This window comes from Phormidesmis priestleyi ULC007 (assembly GCF_001895925.1).
Classification (GTDB): Bacteria; Cyanobacteriota; Cyanobacteriia; order Leptolyngbyales; family Leptolyngbyaceae; genus Phormidesmis_A; species Phormidesmis_A priestleyi_A.
Genome location: NZ_MPPI01000048.1, coordinates 1 through 18,139, shown reverse-complemented (window position 1 = coordinate 18,139; position 18,139 = coordinate 1). Strand labels below are relative to the sequence as shown.

At 48.8% G+C, this 18,139-nt stretch carries 19 protein-coding genes and 1 pseudogene; 14 read left to right on the top strand and 6 right to left on the bottom strand.

Annotated features, from left to right (window positions below; translation table 11 throughout):
- Positions 1-54: 54 nt before the first annotated feature.
- Positions 55-423, top strand: a complete 369-nt coding sequence (locus BRW63_RS23720; protein WP_073074853.1) for a Lin0512 family protein — start codon at positions 55-57, stop codon at positions 421-423.
- A gap of 89 nt (positions 424-512) precedes the next feature.
- Here BRW63_RS23720 and BRW63_RS23715 read toward each other — a convergent pair whose 3' ends face one another.
- Positions 513-1,949, bottom strand: a complete 1,437-nt coding sequence (locus BRW63_RS23715; protein WP_073074852.1) for a carotenoid oxygenase family protein — start codon at positions 1,947-1,949, stop codon at positions 513-515.
- A gap of 24 nt (positions 1,950-1,973) precedes the next feature.
- Between BRW63_RS23715 and BRW63_RS28580 the strand changes: the two genes are divergently transcribed.
- Positions 1,974-2,129, top strand: coding sequence for a hypothetical protein (locus BRW63_RS28580; protein WP_181314327.1), 156 nt, complete (start codon positions 1,974-1,976; stop codon positions 2,127-2,129).
- Between the two features lie 2 nt (positions 2,130-2,131).
- Here BRW63_RS28580 and BRW63_RS23710 read toward each other — a convergent pair whose 3' ends face one another.
- Positions 2,132-2,812 carry a response regulator gene (locus BRW63_RS23710; protein ID WP_073074851.1) on the bottom strand — a complete coding sequence of 227 codons (681 nt, stop codon included), beginning with the start codon at positions 2,810-2,812 and terminating at the stop codon, positions 2,132-2,134.
- A 5-nt stretch (positions 2,813-2,817) separates the two neighbouring features.
- Positions 2,818-3,918, bottom strand: a complete 1,101-nt coding sequence (locus BRW63_RS23705) for a sensor histidine kinase (protein ID WP_073074850.1) — start codon at positions 3,916-3,918, stop codon at positions 2,818-2,820.
- A gap of 389 nt (positions 3,919-4,307) precedes the next feature.
- Here BRW63_RS23705 and kdpA point away from each other — a divergent pair, with 389 nt between their 5' ends.
- The 4 genes from kdpA (at position 4,308) to kdpC (ending at position 9,185) form a co-directional block, all read left to right on the top strand.
- Positions 4,308-6,053, top strand: coding sequence for a potassium-transporting ATPase subunit KdpA (gene kdpA / locus BRW63_RS23700; protein WP_073074849.1), 1,746 nt, complete (start codon positions 4,308-4,310; stop codon positions 6,051-6,053).
- A gap of 73 nt (positions 6,054-6,126) precedes the next feature.
- Positions 6,127-8,229 (top strand): potassium-transporting ATPase subunit KdpB, encoded by a 2,103-nt coding sequence (gene kdpB, locus BRW63_RS23695; protein WP_073074848.1) that lies wholly within the window; start codon positions 6,127-6,129, stop codon positions 8,227-8,229.
- A 45-nt stretch (positions 8,230-8,274) separates the two neighbouring features.
- Positions 8,275-8,544 carry a potassium-transporting ATPase subunit F gene (locus tag BRW63_RS23690; protein ID WP_073074847.1) on the top strand — a complete coding sequence of 90 codons (270 nt, stop codon included), beginning with the start codon at positions 8,275-8,277 and terminating at the stop codon, positions 8,542-8,544.
- Entirely contained in the window at positions 8,544-9,185 is a 642-nt protein-coding gene (gene kdpC, locus BRW63_RS23685; RefSeq protein WP_073074846.1) for a K(+)-transporting ATPase subunit C, read from the top strand. Before BRW63_RS23690 ends, kdpC begins: the two co-directional genes overlap by 1 nt.
- Before the next feature lie 153 nt (positions 9,186-9,338).
- Here kdpC and BRW63_RS23680 read toward each other — a convergent pair whose 3' ends face one another.
- Positions 9,339-9,782, bottom strand: a complete 444-nt coding sequence (locus tag BRW63_RS23680; RefSeq protein ID WP_073074845.1) for a hypothetical protein — start codon at positions 9,780-9,782, stop codon at positions 9,339-9,341.
- A 107-nt stretch (positions 9,783-9,889) separates the two neighbouring features.
- Positions 9,890-10,222: an MFS transporter gene (locus tag BRW63_RS23675; RefSeq protein ID WP_073074844.1), complete on the bottom strand. Its 333-nt coding sequence runs from the start codon at positions 10,220-10,222 to the stop codon at positions 9,890-9,892.
- Positions 10,223-10,381: 159 nt separating this feature from the next.
- On the opposite strand from BRW63_RS23675, the pseudogene BRW63_RS30185 reads away from it, so the two are divergent.
- From BRW63_RS30185 to BRW63_RS23640, 8 genes and pseudogenes are all read left to right on the top strand, one after another.
- Positions 10,382-10,579, top strand: a pseudogene (locus BRW63_RS30185) (DUF7680 family protein).
- Positions 10,580-11,515: an RpnC/YadD family protein gene (locus BRW63_RS23665; RefSeq protein ID WP_073074843.1), complete on the top strand. Its 936-nt coding sequence runs from the start codon at positions 10,580-10,582 to the stop codon at positions 11,513-11,515. It abuts the pseudogene before it with no gap.
- A gap of 251 nt (positions 11,516-11,766) precedes the next feature.
- On the top strand, positions 11,767-11,955 hold the full coding sequence (locus tag BRW63_RS23660; RefSeq protein ID WP_244913156.1) for a helix-turn-helix transcriptional regulator: 189 nt from the start codon (positions 11,767-11,769) through the stop codon (positions 11,953-11,955).
- Positions 11,956-12,165: 210 nt separating this feature from the next.
- Entirely contained in the window at positions 12,166-12,315 is a 150-nt protein-coding gene (locus BRW63_RS23655; RefSeq protein WP_223257490.1) for a hypothetical protein, read from the top strand.
- Positions 12,312-12,524, top strand: a complete 213-nt coding sequence (locus tag BRW63_RS27830; protein ID WP_181314326.1) for a hypothetical protein — start codon at positions 12,312-12,314, stop codon at positions 12,522-12,524. The genes BRW63_RS23655 and BRW63_RS27830 overlap by 4 nt, the downstream gene beginning before the upstream one ends.
- Positions 12,525-12,853: 329 nt before the next feature.
- Positions 12,854-14,755: an AMP-binding protein gene (locus tag BRW63_RS23650; protein ID WP_073074842.1), complete on the top strand. Its 1,902-nt coding sequence runs from the start codon at positions 12,854-12,856 to the stop codon at positions 14,753-14,755.
- A gap of 60 nt (positions 14,756-14,815) precedes the next feature.
- A complete protein-coding gene (locus BRW63_RS23645; RefSeq protein WP_073074841.1) occupies positions 14,816-15,265 on the top strand; it encodes a YlqD family protein in 450 nt (149 codons plus the stop codon).
- A gap of 243 nt (positions 15,266-15,508) precedes the next feature.
- The gene (locus BRW63_RS23640; protein WP_073074840.1) at positions 15,509-16,807 is read left to right on the top strand and encodes a dihydrolipoamide acetyltransferase family protein; all 1,299 of its coding nucleotides are present in this window, start codon (positions 15,509-15,511) and stop codon (positions 16,805-16,807) included.
- Between the two features lie 55 nt (positions 16,808-16,862).
- Here the strand turns inward: BRW63_RS23640 and glyQ are convergent, their stop codons facing one another.
- Positions 16,863-17,747, bottom strand: coding sequence for a glycine--tRNA ligase subunit alpha (gene glyQ / locus BRW63_RS23635; protein WP_073074839.1), 885 nt, complete (start codon positions 17,745-17,747; stop codon positions 16,863-16,865).
- Positions 17,748-18,139 lie beyond the last annotated feature (392 nt).

The window sequence follows — 18,139 nt, the reverse complement described above, 5'->3', positions numbered from 1 at the left end:
CAGTTTACCAAGGAAGTAGGATAGTCAAATCACTCACTTTAGGGCAAGAAACCTGTGGCTCGAAAACGCTTCATCATTGAGATGGGAATGGGAGTCGATCAACATGGACAAGAACCCACAGTTGCGGCGGCTCGTGCTGTCAGAAACGCGATCGCGCACAATGCCCTCCCCGGTATCTGGGAAGTTGCAGGTTTAGATCACCCCGATCAAATGATCGTCGAAGTTCAGGTAGCGGTGCCTTATCCCGAAAAGGTGCGAGAGGCAGAGGTGTTGGCGGTTTTGCCGTTTGGACAGAAAACCCTCACCGTTACGACAGGTGGAATGGTGGTGCAGGGGCGAGCGATCGCAGAATTCAACGACAAAAATGACGAGATGCTAATCGCAGTTGCTGCCGTGACCGTGTATATCGAGCAAGACGATTGAGATAGCGTGAGTTAGCAGATTTATGTACGGGCATGGCACTGCTGTGACCATTGACCTTGCAAATAGCCGACATGATTTAATTCACAATCCTAAGCAGGTTTCCAAGTGCCGTGAAACCCTAATGGAATCACTTCGGGTAATGCTAGACGACACACAGGCTGATCATTTAGGCGATCGCTGTCAAAGATCCAAACTTCGCTACGATCGCGGTTGCCATCATAAACGACTGTGACAATCCAGCCTTGATCGGGGTTCTCGACATCGGGGGCATAAATCGGCTCCATTGGATAGCGATTTTCACCTAAATCAGCTTCCATCAACTCTCCGGTTTTTTGGTCGAAACGAGCGATCGAGCCAAAAAAGTCTTGAGTCGAGTCAACGCCTCGACGGTGGAGTAACAAATAGGTCGTGCGATTAAATTGACCTACTTCTTGAGGTTTCACCACTGGAAATTCACAGGAGCGATCGAGCAATTCATGCGTCTCGATCGTTTCTCCAGTCAGCGGATTTAATCGAATTTGCCACAGTGTTGATTTAGATGATGTGTGGGTTTTACCTGTTGAGACTTCTTTGAGATATTGGTTAGTGTTGAAGTTATCATATCGAATCACGTCAATCACTGCGTCTCCATTAGCGTTAATAAAACCGTTGCCAAAGTGCCACTGATACCAGGGCTGTGTTTCACCTCGGCTCACTAAGTCTAGAGAGTCGCGATCGAAGACTAAAATCTGCGTTCCCTGCTCTGGCTTCCACTGAAATGAGTCACTAAAACTTTTGAGCTTGAGCAGCAGAGGCACAGCATTCAATCGTACGGGCGGAATGAAGAAGATCAGATAGCGCCCCGCCATCACAAAGTCGTGAATCAATGGCAACCCATCTAGCTCAACGCTGCTTTTTTGTTTGAGGGTGCCGTCAGCATCTACGCGATAGACATTTAGCATTGCCTCTTTGCCAAAACTCACCCCAAAATTGTAAATATCGCCTGTTTGCAAATCGCGTTTGGGATGGGCAGAAAACGGCAATGACTTAGGCAGCCCGTTTAAATCGTGAAGTCCATAAGTCTCTAGTGTTTCTGGATCAAGTGCGTAAGGGTGTCCGCCTTCCCAAAGGGCAAGGAGCCGATCGCTTTGAGAACCGCCGGACAACGCCAACACCGATGTATTGCCTGCATTTTTTGTGGGCTTAAATCGCTCCCAAAACGCGCCTGGCGGGTTCATCCCATAGCCTCCATAGATGAATCGCCTCGCTTGTTCTTCGGCTTGATATTCGGCAGATTGCACATAGCGATAAACGCCCGTTGCCCCTGCCCTAGTGAAGTGGACACCGAGAATTGCCCCATCTCCATCAAACCAATGCCCGACGCGCTGCCCACCCCGTTCTAGCCGTCCGGGGCCGTTGCGGTAGAGCGACCCGCGCAAGCCTGCCGGAATCGCCCCTGACAAAACCGTGAGTGGAGACGGCTCAAACCCCTTTGCCGTATGCAATATCGCCTTTGCCCAAGATGTTGTTTGCGGGAGACTGATCACGGTTTGTTTCCTAATGCTGTCGCTATGCTAACGGGTTTGGGTGGGCGATCGCCGCTTCAGAAAGTCGGCGTTGCAGAACGAGGAGATGAAATGGCTGTAGGGGTAGCGCCCCCGTGCCTACCCCTGACGGCGGGCAACCACGGGGGGATTGTCCCTACCCACATTCTTCGTCAGGTTTAGGGTTATTTATCTGGTAGCAAATCTTTCGCTACTAATTTTTTTTGAATGGCAAAGATCGCGGCCTGAGTCAGATCGGGCACCTTCAGTTTGTGCAAAATCGAATGAACGTGAACTCTGACTGTGCCCGGCGCAATGTAGAGCATTTCAGCAATTTCCTGATTGGTTTTGCCAGAAGCTACGAGGGCGAGAATTTCTTGTTCACGCCGAGTTAAAGGATTTGCAGTGGGGGTTTCTGCGATCGTCACGGCTGGGTTATTTTCAAACAAATCTCTAATCTCAGTGGTTGCCGTCGAATCCCACCACGAGGCCCCAGCCGCGACTGAGCGAATCGCTAAGATCAGTGTTTTAGAATCAATTCCTTTGAGGCAATAGCCTTGCGCTCCTGCCTCGATTAAACGATGAATTAGAGATTTTTGAGTGCGGGATGTCAACACCAAGATCGACAGATCAGGCTGCTGTTGTTTGATTTGACGACACGCTTCGACTCCGCCAATTCCGGGTAAGCCAATGTCTAACAACACAATATCGACCTGATGCTGCTTTGCCAACTCAACCGTCGTTTCACCATCTTCTGCTTCTGCAATGATCTCTAGCCCTGGCTCTTGTTGCAGACACATTCTTAAACCGAGCCGAAAAAGTTCGTCATCTTCGGCTAAGAGAATTCGTAAGGGATCGGAGAGCATTTCAGCTAAATTAAAGACGGTTGAAATGGCAAAACGGGCAGACGAAACGCAAACAGTGCCCCGTGAGGCACATAGTTCGCTGCCCAGATTGTACCGTTGTGTGCGTCGATAATTTGGCGAGTTAGATAAAGTCCTAGCCCGGAACCTCTGGCTTGACGATCGCTGCACCCTTGATAAAATCGCTCAAACAAATAGGGCAGTTCTTCAGGAGTGATCCCAGCTCCGGTGTCGATGATTTTGACCGTTTGGTGAGCAGAACCTGCGTCTAAAACGACTTCTATTTTGCCCCCTCGCGGTGAGTGGTTAATGGCATTGGTTAAAAGGTTGACAAAGACTCGTTGAAGCTGAAATGCATCGCCATTCACCCAGAGAAACTTGCGGAAATCTGAAGCGCCGTAGCTCAATGAAATATGAACGCGACGACTGGTTGCCAACGTCCTTAAAGTTGATACTACGTCTTCGGCAATTTTGACTAAATCGACAGGTGCGAGTTGAAGCGTTAACCCTTCTGTGTCATTGCGATAGATGTCTAAAAGCGTTTCGACTAGCTGCAAGCTGGTTTGATGGCTGCGAGTCATGGTTGCCAAAACGGTTTGTTGAATCGGCAACACTCGCCCGAAATCTTCACGCTGAAGCGCGTTTAGAGTCTCGATCGCGCCCAGTAATGGTGTTTTTAGATCGTGGGTCAAGGTAGACGCAAAATCTTCTCGAACGCTGGCAATCTTTTCTTGCGTTTGAAGTTTTGCTTGTTGCTGTAAAAGCCTTTCTTGATAGAGACGGTTACGATCGCTGAGAAACCCCGTTACCAGCAGCGCTAATATCACGATTAGCCGATTTGCAACCATTGGCGGCTGCACCACATCCCCACTAGGAACCCACACATTTAACAGGGTGAGTAGGCAACCAATGAGCGTGGTTTTTAGAGCAGCGACTCCGCCAAAACGAGCGTTGACGATCAGAATCGGGCCAATGTATAGATAACCAAACACGTAGTTTGACGGCGTGGCAAACTCCAGCCCTGCAACTGCCGCAAACAGTCCGATGATTAGCCAGATCTCATTTAGATGCAGAGATTTTAATCGTGCGATCGGTTTGAGCGGTGGCATCAGTTATTCAAAACGCGATATAGAAAGTCTAGATCTAATTTGAGTGTTTAGTTAATGTTTGGATCACGCTATATTTCCAGATATAGAGTTTAACTAAACACTCTAAATGGTTTCAGCTCTCAAGATAGTTTGACAAATATACAGTCACATAAACATAAAAATATACCTTGAAGTTTTTTACAAAGTCTTCCATGATTGGTTTTGTAAATAATTAGGTGATTAGCTAAAACAATCATTTAATACCAATTTGCATTGGCGCAACAGATCCGCATGAGAGCACGACATGTCGTGCCCCTACGCAATCATTTAACTGTTGAGGATGATTTAGTTTTAGCAATCACATACCCGATCAAAAATTTAAGCTGATTGTATTGGAGTTTATCGAACCCATGCTTCAAGGGTGGATTCAAATTGCATTAACGCTGCTGATCGTGGTAGCGATTACTCCCTTTCTGGGAGGGTATATGGCTCGTGTTTTTCAAGAACAAAGAACGATTCTCGACCCTATTTTGAATCCCGTTGAGCGAGTTCTCTACTCATTAGCGGGCGTTCAAGCCAAAGAGAATATGACGGGCTGGCAATATGCACGAGCGATCGTCTACGCCAACATCGCGATGGCACTCTTGCTGTTTTTGATCATCATGAGTCAGGGTTGGTTGCCCCTCAACCCGACCGGGATCGGTGCCCCCACCTGGGATACGGCACTGCACACTACCATTTCATTTATCACCAACACCAATCAGCAGCATTATTCTGGCGAAACTTACATGAGCTATGCCTCCCAGATGTTGGGGCTTGGCTATCATATGTTCACATCGGCGGCGACAGGGCTGGCAGTTGGCATTGCCTTTATTCGCGGCTTGACGGGCAGACCGTTGGGCAACTTTTATGTCGATTTGATCCGGGGCATTACCCGAATCTTGCTGCCAATTAGCATTGTTGGAGCGATCGTGTTGATTGCGTCAGGGGTGCCCGAAACTTTGGCAGGTGCCGCGATCGTGCCGACGTTAGAAAATCCTGCACTCAGTCAAGCGATCGCGCGTGGCCCAGTCGCTCACTATGAGATCATCAAGCAGCTTGGCGAAAACGGCGGCGGCTTTTTTGCCATTAACTCCGCTCACCCTTTTGAGAATCCAAACCCATTCACAAATCTGATTCAAATTGTGGGAATGGTGACTATTCCTACGTCTTTGATTTATACCTATGGCGTGTTTGCTAACAATCGCAAGCAAGCCTGGTTGGTATACGGAATGGTGTTTGTGATCTATGTGGTGTTTATTGGCGTGACGGCGATCGGAGAATATCAAGGCAATCCTGCGGTCAATGCACTCCTGGGCGGACAAGCTCCCAATTTAGAGGGCAAAGAAGTCCGGTTTGGCTGGGCGCAATCGGCACTATTTGCGGCAACAACGACGGGCACAATGTGCGGCGCGGTGAATAGTCTGCACGATTCATTTATGCCCAATGGTGGGTTTGTCACCCTGTCTAACATGTTTCTGCAAATCATTTGGGGCGGACAAGGCACCGGAACTGCTTATCTGTTTGCTTATCTGATTTTGGCAGTGTTTGTTACCGGGTTAATGGTGGGACGCACTCCTGAATTTTTGGGACGCAAAATCGAAAAGCGGGAAGTCGTGTTAGCCAGCTTTCTGATTTTATTAGTGCATCCGATCGCGATTCTGATTCCAGGTGCGATCGCACTGGCATTCCCAGACCAACTCGCAGGCATTAGTAATCCTGGTTTCCACGGGTTATCTCAGGTGATTTATGAGTACACCTCTGCGGCGGCTAACAACGGCTCTGGGTTTGAAGGATTAGCCGATTCTCAACCGTCTCCGTTAGCGATCGCCAATGGCACTGCCACTAGCGCTACTGCTCTATGGTGGAACCTCAGCACTTGTTTTAGTCTGCTGGCAGGACGATTTGTTCCGATCGGGGCACTGCTGTTGCTGGCAGATAGTATGTCTCGCAAACAACCCGTGCCGATGACAACTGGCACGCTTCGCACTGACACAGGTCTGTTTACCGGAGTCACGGCTGGCACCATTTTGATTCTCGGCGCACTGACGTTCTTTCCAATTTTGGCACTTGGCCCGATCTCAGAAGCGTTTCAAATCGCTAGAGGAATCGGCTAGCTGGGCGTTAATTTTTCTGCATTTGATCAGCCTTTTTTGATGCTATTGACTATTGACGACAGACCCAAAATTTATGCAAACTCCCCAGGATTCGACCCGTCCTTCTCGTTTAAGCACTCCGAGCGGCTCCCGCGAGAGTCGGAGACACACGCCCAAAGCCGATATGCGGGGTTTATATCAACGAGCCATCCACGACTCGTTTGTCAAACTCGACCCGCGCACTGAGGCGAAAAACCCCGTAATGTTTGTGGTTTGGGTCGGCACGATCGTGACTTTTTTAGTGACGATCGACCCAAATTTGTTTGGCACTGTTCAGGCAGATCCGGGACAACAACGCTTACTCAACGGCGTGATTACGTTCATTCTATTTTTCACATTAGTGTTTGCTAACTTTGCAGAAGCCGTTGCCGAAGGGCGCGGTAAAGCTCAAGCAGACGCTTTGCGCTCAACGCGATCGGACACGGTTGCCCGCAAACTTTTAGCCGATGGTTCCGTTCAAGAAGTCAGTTCTACGGCACTGCGGAAAGGCGATCGCGTCAAAGTGGTTGCGGGTGACATGATTCCGGCAGACGGTGAAGTCGTGACAGGTGTCGCGGCGGTAGACGAGTCCGCCATCACGGGAGAATCTGCGCCCGTCCTCAAGCAGCCAGGGACGGACATTGCCAGTTCGGTCACGGGCGGTACGCGCATTCTTTCAGATGAACTGATTATTAATGTCACGTCTGATCCGGGTCAGGGTTTTATCGATCGCATGATTGCCCTAGTTGAAGGCGCAGAACGCAGCAAAACGCCTAACGAAATCGCGCTCACCGTGTTGCTATCAGTGTTAACGCTCGTGTTTTTGATTGTGGTCGCAACCGTTTCGCCATTGGCAAATTATGTGCAGGCCCCGACGACGATCGCGATTCTAGTTTCGCTGCTGGTGGCGTTAATTCCGACGACGATCGGGGGCTTGTTAAGCGCGATTGGTATTGCCGGGATGGATCGAGTCGCTCAATTTAACGTCATCGCCACATCAGGTCGAGCTGTCGAAGCCTGCGGCGATGTCGGTACTCTTGTACTCGATAAAACAGGCACCATTACGCTCGGCAATCGTCTCGCCGATGAATTCATCCCAGTCAACGGTCATTCTCTTGAGGAGATGTCACAGATCTGTCTCGCTGCCAGTGTCTTTGATGAAACGCCTGAAGGTCGCTCGATCGTTTGGCTGGCTGAAAAGAACGGCGCTGAAGTTGATTTCAAAACCGACGATGCAGAAGGGCTAGAATTCTCAGCAAGAACGCGCATGAGCGGCACAAATCTACCCGACGGACGCGAAGCTCGAAAAGGGGCAGTCGATGCGATTAGAGGCTTTGTCCGTTCAAGAGGCGGCAAGGTTCCTTCTCAGCTTGATGAAGCTTACGAGCGGGTATCTAGACTGGGTGGAACGCCGCTGGCTGCCTGTCTCAACGACGATATTTATGGAGTGATTTATCTCAAAGACATTGTAAAGCCAGGATTGCGAGAACGGTTTGACCAACTGCGCCGCATGGGTGTGAAGACGATCATGCTCACGGGTGACAACCGGATCACCGCTTCAGTCATCGCTCAAGAAGCGGGTGTTGATGATTTTATTGCGGAAGCCACCCCCGAAGACAAAATTGACGTGATTCGCAAAGAGCAGTCAGAAGGCAAGCTTGTTGCGATGACCGGAGACGGCACCAATGATGCACCTGCCTTGGCTCAAGCAAACGTGGGTGTGGCGATGAACTCTGGCACCCAAGCGGCAAAAGAAGCGGCCAACATGGTGGACTTGGATTCTGACCCCACCAAGCTGATTGATTTGGTAACGATCGGCAAGCAACTCTTGATCACACGCGGCGCGCTAACTACTTTCTCGATCGCCAACGACATTGCAAAATATTTTGCGATCATTCCCACTATTTTTGCGGCGGCTGGCATTGGCGCACTCAACATTATGGGGTTAAAAAGTCCTCAGTCTGCGATCATTTCAGCGTTGATTTACAACGCGCTGATTATTCCGGCTCTGATTCCATTAGCGTTAAAAGGAGTGCAATTTCGTCCGTTAACAGCAGACCAACTACTGCGCCGTAATATTTTAATCTATGGCGTTGGCGGTGTGGTTGCTCCTTTTATCGCAATCAAGATCATCGATCTGATCATTCCATTTTCTTAAGCAAGAATTTCTGAACTAGTCCACACGATTTTGACTTTAACTGCTATGAAACTTATCCATTTACCCCACATACCCAAACAGACTCAAATCATCGAAACCGTGGCCGAAATCTGGTCTGAATGGCGCAGGCAAAAACTTCCGCTTTATCTATTTTTGGGGCTGTGTTTTAACCTGGTGCTGGCACCTGCTGTTTTTGCCGCTACTGGTGGAGAGTTTTCTCGCACTCAAGCTTACTGGCTGGCGGCACTGGGTCTGGTGACGATCGCCCTGGCCATCTATCTATTTTTTGTCATGTTTGTACCGGAGAAATTCTAATGAGTTTTGCACGTGAGGCAGGTAGAGCCGTTCGATCTACGTTGGTGCTTTGGGTTTTGACTGCGATTATTTACCCGTTTGCGATGATTGCATTTGGGCAGATTGTTTTTCCCTTTCAGGCAAACGGAAGCTTGCTCAAAAACGCTCAAGGTCAAGAAGTGGGTTCTGCGCTGATCGGTCAACCTTTTACGTCCGATCGCTACTTTAACAGCCGCCCCAGCACGACTAGCTACAGCACTGCCGATCCCAAAAAAGATGAGGCAGGCATTCTACAAACAGGCGTATCGGGAGCGAGTAATTTGGCTCCTAGCAACCCAGCCCTTTTAGACCGGATCAGAGGCAAAAGTGACCCTGATCTCGCAAAGGCGATCGAGGGCGATCTGCCCCGTCTGCAAAAGGCGAGTGTTAAGCCAACGGCAGATTTAGTTTATACGTCTGGTTCTAGCCTTGACCCCCACATTACGCCCGAAGCAGCAACGGCACAACTCGATCGAGTTGCTAAAGCACGTAGCCTACCACCCAACCAGGTTGAAACATTAATTGCTCAAAACACTGATGGGCGGTTTTTGGGACTTTTTGGAGAGCCGGGTGTCAATGTATTGAAGCTGAACTTAGCGTTAGATGCACTGAGTCCAACTTAGTAATCAAATCGATGTAGGGATATTTACAGAATGTCCCTACAAGGATCTTTACAGTGTAGTGACTTGCGAAACTTTCTTATTAGATGCAGCGATCATGCCCATAATCAAACTAGCAGCAATCGCAGTGTAAATAATGTCTTGACTGTTGTAACCTCAATGGCATTGTTCGGGAACGACGATCGGTTTCTGAGGATTGGTGAGATCGAGTTTCATCGGAGTAACTGTAGTGTCTCGTCCATTTCCATCGCGGATCATGACGCTGAAAATTGGGGTTCCCTTTTTGGATTGCGTGATCGTGTTGACGAATGGAAAATTGAGGTTTTGGTGTTTGATGACTTGGGGCGATCGATAACCTGGTTTAGACCAACAGAAGAGGTAGGCACCGTCCATGCTACGGGCAGCATACATTAAGTAAGACCGCTGTTGAGTTTTGAAGGCGAACTGGTAATCGATCTCGAAGCCGTCGGAAGGGGATTCGGGTGCTGCAATTTTTTGACAGGTGTTGTTGACCCAAGTTCCACCAGCATGAGCAGGCGCGCTCGTACTCGCAATCAGAGTAGCCGCGATCAGGCTTATGACTAGCAACTGATTTCTCATAAGTTTAGCCGTTGAAAATGGGTGTATTTTATGTTGAGTGACGATCGAAACCAAATCTACTATTCCCATTTACGTTTGATTGTCCACTCGTTTTTGATGTCGATTTATTACTCAGCTAGTGGTTTAGGCAAGGCATAAACGTCACCGCCCTGCCCCAAAGCAAATCGAAGTGACTGAGACAAATCTTTGCTGCACAGCGCTAAGAAGATGATTAAAGCCGCCAGAGCCAGCGTTGAGGCAACGCCAAACGCGCCACGATAGCCCACTCGATCGACAACCACTCCCAAGATTGTTCCAGCAAGGGCAATTTCCAGGTCAAATCCGTTCATAAAGAGACCTAAAACCCGTCCCCGTTCGTGAGGGTGACAGCGATCGACAACCAGCGCGATCTTGATTGGCAAAAACGTTCCGCCCCCAATTCCTTCTAGGGAGCATCTCACTTCTGCGATGAGTATCGATACTCAGTGATAAAAAGCCAAACGGATTGGGCGGCTGAAGGGACAAGCGTTAGTGCAAGCGCGGCAGGCGGTTTATGGCTGTCTTAAAGCGAATGATTACGACCCGAAAAGCCTCAACCAGCAGCGTCAAACCCCTACATTTTGGATGAAGAGTCCGGCGTTAATCTTGCCCTGTTGTTTCAGACCCTTCAGCCCCTCTCTAAGCCAGAGCGAATCGCAAATATTGCCGCTGGGGTGTAGGCAATGAGTAATGAGGAAGCTCATTATTGGTTTGCTAAAGTGAGCAATGGTAAGCAGAATCAGGCGCTGAGAGCCATTCGGGTATTGTTAGGAGACTAGATGACGCGCACTCCCCATGACGAGTTTGCAAAATATTATTTGCGTGAGTTGTTGGAGCCACTGGGCAAGATTGAGATTTCGCGCCAGCTTAAGAGTGAAACTCGATATGCGGATCTCTGGTTTAGTCCTGACTCTGCCACCGATCGCGAGCGTCAAAGGCTTGGATTGCTCGGTCGGCTGGTGGATCGCCCCTGTCTGATCGAACCGTTTCGTAACCCTGCGGCAAAATCAGAAGCTCGGAGTTGTCTTGGCAAACTATTCTCACTGTTCGCGGAACTAGAGCGCAAAGCGAAACGGGAAAAGCAATCTCTGAACGAAAACAATCTGCCGCTGCTTTGGATTCTGGTTCCTACTGCTTCACCGGAGTTTCGTAAGGGGCTGGGGGCGAAAAAGAGAGGGTCTACGATCGCATCTGGAATTTATGACTTTCCAGAAATTTACCGAGGTGGATTGATTGTGATCCACCAATTGCCCCGTAATGAAGATACTTTGTGGCTCAGGCTGTTGGGTCGCGGGCAAGTTCAGAAACAGGCAATAGAAGAGTTCACTGCTTTGCCAGAAAGCCATCCTTTGCGCGAAAATGTAGAGGAGCTATTGGGAAACTGGCGTGCGATTTTGGAGAGTCGGAATCGCTTAACAGACGAAGAGGAGGAACTGATTGTGAACTTATCACCTGCTTACTTACAGAAACGCGAGGAATGGAAGCGAGAAGGCATTGAGCAAGGCATTGAGCAAGGCATTGAGCAAGGCATTATTAGAGAACGTCGCACCACGATCGAGGCTCTCTTCAGAAATCGTTTTGGATCGTTAGATGAACCACTGCTTCAGGTTTTGTCGGCTTTGCTGCGATTATCAGATGCAGAGTATGAGGCAGAACTGCCTCAACTGTTCCAAGTATCACGGGAAGATTTAATCGATCGGTTTATCGACGTTTAAATCTTGCTGGAGTGATGTCTCAATCGTCGTTACTACATTACAAAAAAACACGATTGTTGAAATTGAGCCATTCATCTACGATCGGAAAATTCTACCCAATCTTCGATGATCCACTGAGTGAGAGAAATAATAGTTTTCTGGAGTTTTCCAGTGGATCACGTTGCCACCTTAAGCACCCATAAAAACTTGAGGCATTTGTTCAAAATTTAGGTTATTCTTCTTATTCCACATTTCGCACTCCATCCTTGGCTATGACTCTGTTTGTGTCTGCAATGACGTTTAGTGAGCGGCTCCGTTTCAAGCGTCAGAGGAGTCGGGTTCGCCAAAAAGACTTGGTGGAAATGTTGGGTTTGAGTCCGCAGACGGTTAGCGCCTGGGAAACTGGGAGGAGCCTTCCGAAACTAACGCCGCTTCAGATGCAAATCTGTGTAAAAAGCTGAATTGCCCACTTGATGAACTCGTGCAATATCAAGCAATCGCAGAAGCTTCTTAGGTTGTCGCAATTTCGGTGCGATCGGATCGAGCTTCGTCTAAAGGACTTGGGTCGCTGTACGCCACAGGGGAAGCAAGCGTCTAGAATAACAACGGACGAGACGCTTGTAGCCAACATGACAACCCGAAAATCCGTGTTCATTGAAAAGATGATACCTGTGACGCTCCTCAATGAGCAGGTGTACTATGAGCATGGAGCAACCCGTTTAAAGGGCTGCCTCGGTGGTATTCGCGCAAGCCGCTGTCGTTTAGTCGAGCGAGTGTGTTGGGTCGCTGCTGCCTGCGGATGTCTCGCTGGAGGAATTTGAGTATCTGCTGGTTACATTGGGTGAAAGATGGCGTGTTTGGCGAGGATGATGCACCGTTTGGGCAGCCCACCCCCGCTACCAACGGGTCGGTCATCCGCAATTTTGTGATTAACCTCTTCCGACAGCATGGCTATCCCGGAATTACGAAAGCCCAACGCTTGCTAGAGCATGATTTGGATGCCCTCTTTGGTCTGCTGACAATGAATTAGCCCTACCAAAGAGAGGGGCTTTCAATTCTCTAATGCAAAACTTTTAAGTGCTTTTCAACAGAATTACTCGAAGAACTCTTATCAACAGAATCCAAAGTTGGTTGCTGTTAAGCGATCGATTAATTCACTCTGATTAACAATGTTTGATTGGCGCTTTAAAATTGTTTAAGCAAGAAACGTATTGATTGTCACTATTAAGAAATGTTTATAGGTAGACAAAAGAAATTCTGTCTGATTAGAACCATGTCCGCTGTGTCAGAAGGCTAGGGTGAAATGGAGTATGAGAAACTTGAGGAATAATTGTTAATAGGTTTTAGGAGGTACTTATAATGAATCGTTCTGTCGTGCTTCGATCGTCAGACTATGAATCCGTTGAGTCGCTGCCCGATGTGTGGACGATCGTGGCTCAACGATTTGCCAATATCACGGCAGTTTATGACCCTCATGCCAAGCCAGAAGTCAAAATGACCTATGCTGAGTTGTATCAAAAGATACATCAATTCGCCTCTGGGTTACAGGCTCTGGGCATTCAAGCCGTGACGGATGCGATTCCGCTTCGCGTTGCGTTGTTTGCAGATAACAGCCCGCGTTGGCTAATCGCCGATCAAGGCGTGATGCGATCGGGCGCAGCCGACGTGGTGCGCGGTTCTCAAGCAGACCCCGACGAATTGCTGTTTATTCTTAAAGATAGCGGGGCGATCGCGCTGATAGTCCAAGATTTAGACCTGCTCAAAAAACTCCGTTCTGGCTTAAACGATCTGCCGATTCAGTTTGTGATTGTGCTATCTGATCAGACTTCTGCCGATGAATCGCTAAAAATAATTCCCTTCTCACAGGTTCTAGAGTTGGGTGCAAATCATTCGCTTCAGCCCGTTGATCAAACTCGTCAGACCCTCGCCACTTTGATGTATACCTCCGGCACGGGTGGAACCCCAAAAGGCGTAATGCTAAGTCATGGAAATTTGCTCTCGCAAGTGACGGGTGCCGCTGCCGTTGTCCAACCTCAACCGGGAGAAAAAGTTCTCAGCATTTTACCAATCTGGCACGCCTATGAACGGGCGTTTGAATATTTTATTTTCTCTAATGGTTGCACTCAGATCTATACAACGATTCGTCACGTTAAAAAAGATCTTAAAGATCATCAACCTCACTATATGGTTGGCGTTCCCCGGCTGTGGGAATCGATTTATGAGGGCATTCAAAAACAATTTCGTGAGCAGCCAGCCAATCAGCAAAAGCTGGTGAATTTTCTTCTGAACGCGAGTCATCAGTTTGTGATGGCGCGCCGAACGGTGATGGGGTTAAACCTCGATCGTCCCAATCCTTCCGTTTTAGAACGTAGCGCCGCATCGCTGAGAATGTCTGCGCTGTGGGCACTTCACCAACTGGGAGACAAGTTAGTCTATCAAAAAGTTCGTGCTGGGACGGGCGGCAACTTAATTTTTGTCGTTAGCGGTGGAGGCTCGATCGCCGAACACTTAGAAGACTTTTTTGAACTCGTCGGCATCGAGATTCTCGGCGGTTATGGATTAACGGAGACTTCGCCGATTACGAATGTGCGTCGTCCGTGGCGGAATATTAGAGGGGCAGATGGTGAGCCACTCCCTGGCACCGAGATCCAGATTGTAGATCTTGAGACTCGTAAACCTCTTCCTGCTGGACAGCATGGACTGGTATTGATTCGCGGTTCGCAAGTCATGCAAGGCTATTACAACAATCCTACGGCGACGGCAAAAGCGATCGACGCTGACGGCTGGTTTGATTCTGGCGATCTGGGCATGGTGACGGCTGACAATAATCTGATCATTACTGGACGGGCCAAAGATACGATCGTCCTCACCAATGGCGAAAATATTGAACCGCAACCGATCGAAGATGCCTGTCTGAGAAGTCCTTATATCGATCAACTGATGATTGTGGGACAAGATCAAAAAGTGCTGGGTGCCCTGATCGTTCCTAACCTAGAGGCTTTAGACAAATGGGCTTCGACTCAAACTTCAAACTCAAATGTTGATCTCAATAGCCAACCGATTCAAGACCTGTTTCGACAAGAGTTGACGCGGTTGGTCAAAGAGCGACCGGGATCTCGTTCTGACGATCGCATCGGCACCTTCCGCTTGCTTTCAGAACCTTTTACAGTTGAGAACAATTTACTCACCCAAACCCTAAAAATTCGTCGCAACGTCGTGATGGATCGCTACCAGGGTATGATTAACGAGATGTTCGATTGACGCGAGATCGTTCTCAGACAGCTAGTTGACCTCTCTCAAACTTCTCTGAACACAGCATTTATGGACGACTCAAAATCTCATTTGTTATTGCAGCGAAATGTCAACGTCAAAGCGATTGTGACACCCCGTTGGAAAGAGGAGGCGCAGCAGCAACTCCAGTCACAACTCAATCAGATTGACAACCAGTTGCAGCAGCTAGAAATGCAGTTGCAGCAAGTAGTTTCTGAAATGCAACGGCAAACCATTCAGCCGCCTGGGCCTGAAGCGACCCAACAGATTGAAAGCGTCAAGATTCAGTTTAATCAGCGCAAAAGTGAGCTACTAGAGCAGAAAAATCAACTTCTCCAGCAGCTTCAACAAGTGCAGACGTTAGAACTCAATCAAGAAGTCAGTCAAGGGCAGGTAAATAGCACCTTCCGTATTGAACCTGGCGATAATCTGATCGAAAAGATGCAAGTCGAAATTCTTCTCCGCGACGGCATTGTCGAAGAAATCAGAGGAGACGTTTAAGGGTAGGGGCGAGGCATTGGGTGCAAAGTTTCTGCTAAAGACATAAGGACGATCGTCTGATCGCTTCGCCCTCGATCGTTCGGATAACCCCACAGTCTTCCTTCCTTCTCCAGTACTCTTATTCTGAATTCGATAGAATCTGATGGACAAGCTTTATCGTCCGAAATAGACGCTTTGATAGTTAGTCACGCACCAAGACTAACGACAAACCTTGATCTCCTTGTTGACCCCGACATCACCGCAATGATTAACGAAATCTTCATGCCTGCTCTCAGTTCCACCATGACCGAAGGAAAAATTGTTTCTTGGGCCAAATCTCCGGGTGACAAGGTTGAAAAAGGCGAAACTGTGGTTGTGGTTGAGTCCGACAAAGCCGATATGGATGTGGAGTCCTTTTATGAAGGCTATCTAGCGGTGATTGTTACGCCAGCCGGAGAGTCGGCCCCCGTGGGTGCCGCGATCGCCCTTGTCGTCGAAACCGAAGCAGAAATTGAAGCCGCTAAACAAGGAGTCGAAACGGCTCAACCTGCTGCGGTTTCAGCACCTGCCAGTGCCACCACTGCTGCTCGACAAGAAGCGGTTGCGGTTCAATCTGGCTCTTCACCAAACGGCGGGGCTGCCCCTCGGCAAAACGGACGGGCTGTGGTGTCGCCTCGCGCCCGCAAGCTGGCAAAAGATTTGAAAATTGACCTCGCGACCCTGCAAGGCAGCGGGCCTCATGGGCGAATTGTGGCAGAAGACGTTGAGGCTGCTGCTGGAAAGTCTGCTGTTGCCCCTGCGACTTCTACAGCGCCGATCTCACCTCCTCTCATTCCACCAGTAGTTGCCCCTAAAGCTCCGCTGACTCCCGCGCCCGCTCCTTTGCTGCCGGGACAAATTACGCCGATGACCACGCTGCAAAATGCGGTCGTGCGAAATATGCTAACCAGTTTGGAGGTGCCAACTTATCACGTCGCTTACACCATTACGACCGATAGTTTAGATAGCCTCTATAAGCAGCTTAAGTCTAAGGGCGTGACCATGACAGCACTGTTAGCGAAGGCAGTTGCAGCCACGTTGCAGAAGCATCCGCTACTTTACGCGAGCTATGTTGATCAGGGCACTCGTTATAATGCTGCGATCAATATTGCAGTTGCGGTTGCAATGCCTGATGGTGGGTTGATCACACCTGTGTTGCAAAAAGCCGATCAAGTCGATATTTATTCGCTGTCGCGCAGTTGGAAAGATTTGGTCGATCGTGCCCGTTCTAAACAGCTACAACCTGACGAATATAGCTCTGGAACCTTTGTCATTTCTAACTTAGGGATGTTTGGCGTTGAGATGTTTGACGCAATTCTACCGCCGGGTCAAGGGTCGATTTTGGCGATCGGGGCATCTCGTCCCCAAGTTGTCGCCACCGATGATGGAATGTTAGGGGTGCGTCGGCAGATGAAAGTCAATATCACCTGCGATCACCGAATTATCTACGGTGCTCATGCTGCCGCATTCTTGAAAGACTTGGCGAAGCTGATTGAAACTAATCCGCAGTCTTTAACTATGTAGAGTTGCGCTTGGAACAAATATTTCTGTAGAGACGCAAAATTTTGCGTCTCTATTTTTATTTAATTTTGTTTTTACCTTTCAACAGCGGAAACCCAAGCTCCTCACGCTGCTTTAAATAAAGCTGTGCCACCTGCCGCGCCATCGTCCGAATCCTGCCGATATAGCGCGTTCGCTCTGTGACGGAGATTACCCCTCTAGCATCAAGCAGATTAAATGTGTGCGAACACTTCAACACATAATCCAGCGCAGGCAGAACCAGGGATCGCTCAATCAATTGTCCCGCTTCCTGCTCATACAGCCCAAATAAGTTAAACAGCAACTCAGGGTTCGACGCTTCAAAATTATAAGTAGACTGCTCGATCTCCCCTTGCAGGTGAACGTCACCATAAGTCAGTTGATCGTTCCATTGGATCTTCGCAAACGCATCCACTCCTTGCAGATACATCGTCAGTCGCTCTAAACCGTAAGTGATCTCGATCGACACCGGGCGGCAGTCAATTCCTCCACACTGCTGAAAATATGTGAACTGCGTCACCTCCATCCCATCAAGCCAAACTTCCCAGCCTACTCCCCACGCTCCGACAGCAGCATCTTCCCAATTATCTTCCACAAACCGGACATCATGATCCTCTGGTCGAATTCCCAACGCCCTGAGAGAATCTAAATAAATCTCCTGAATATTATCTGGTGATGGCTTAATCAACACTTGATATTGATAGTAATACTGATAGCGATTCGGGTTCTCTCCATATCGTCCATCTCCCGGACGACGGCACGGTTCCACATAAGCCACCGACCACGGCTCAGGACCGATCGCCCTCAAAAACGTATGCGGACTTTTGGTGCCCGCGCCCTTCTCGGTGTCGTAAGGTTGGGCAATTAAACATCCCCGATCGCCCCAAAACTGATGCAGTGTCGCAATCACCGACTGAAAATTCACAGCAGCCCACCTTATTGTTATTCTGTTCGCTGATCAATTGTCGCTCAAATTGGCAAACTGGTCAGATGATCAGCAGAAGGGGCTGTCCGAATCTAGTTAAGTAGACTTCGGGTAAATTAATGGTGAAGCTACTCTTGCTTGATAGCACGTCTGCTGGTAGCGATCATGCTGAACTATGTGTGTGGGACAGGGAAAAGCGGTTCAGAAGCTGTTTGGTAGCGATCGGCTCAGAATCCCTATTACCCGGGTTTTTGAGCAGCCCCAAACTTTCCACAGATTTTGCTTGACACGGTTCGCCTTGCCAAGTTATATTAGTCAAGCGGGTGAGAGGAACGGACGCGAAAGCGAAGGTTCTTCCCGTGCTGAACCAAGACAACTGCATAGTTTAGAAG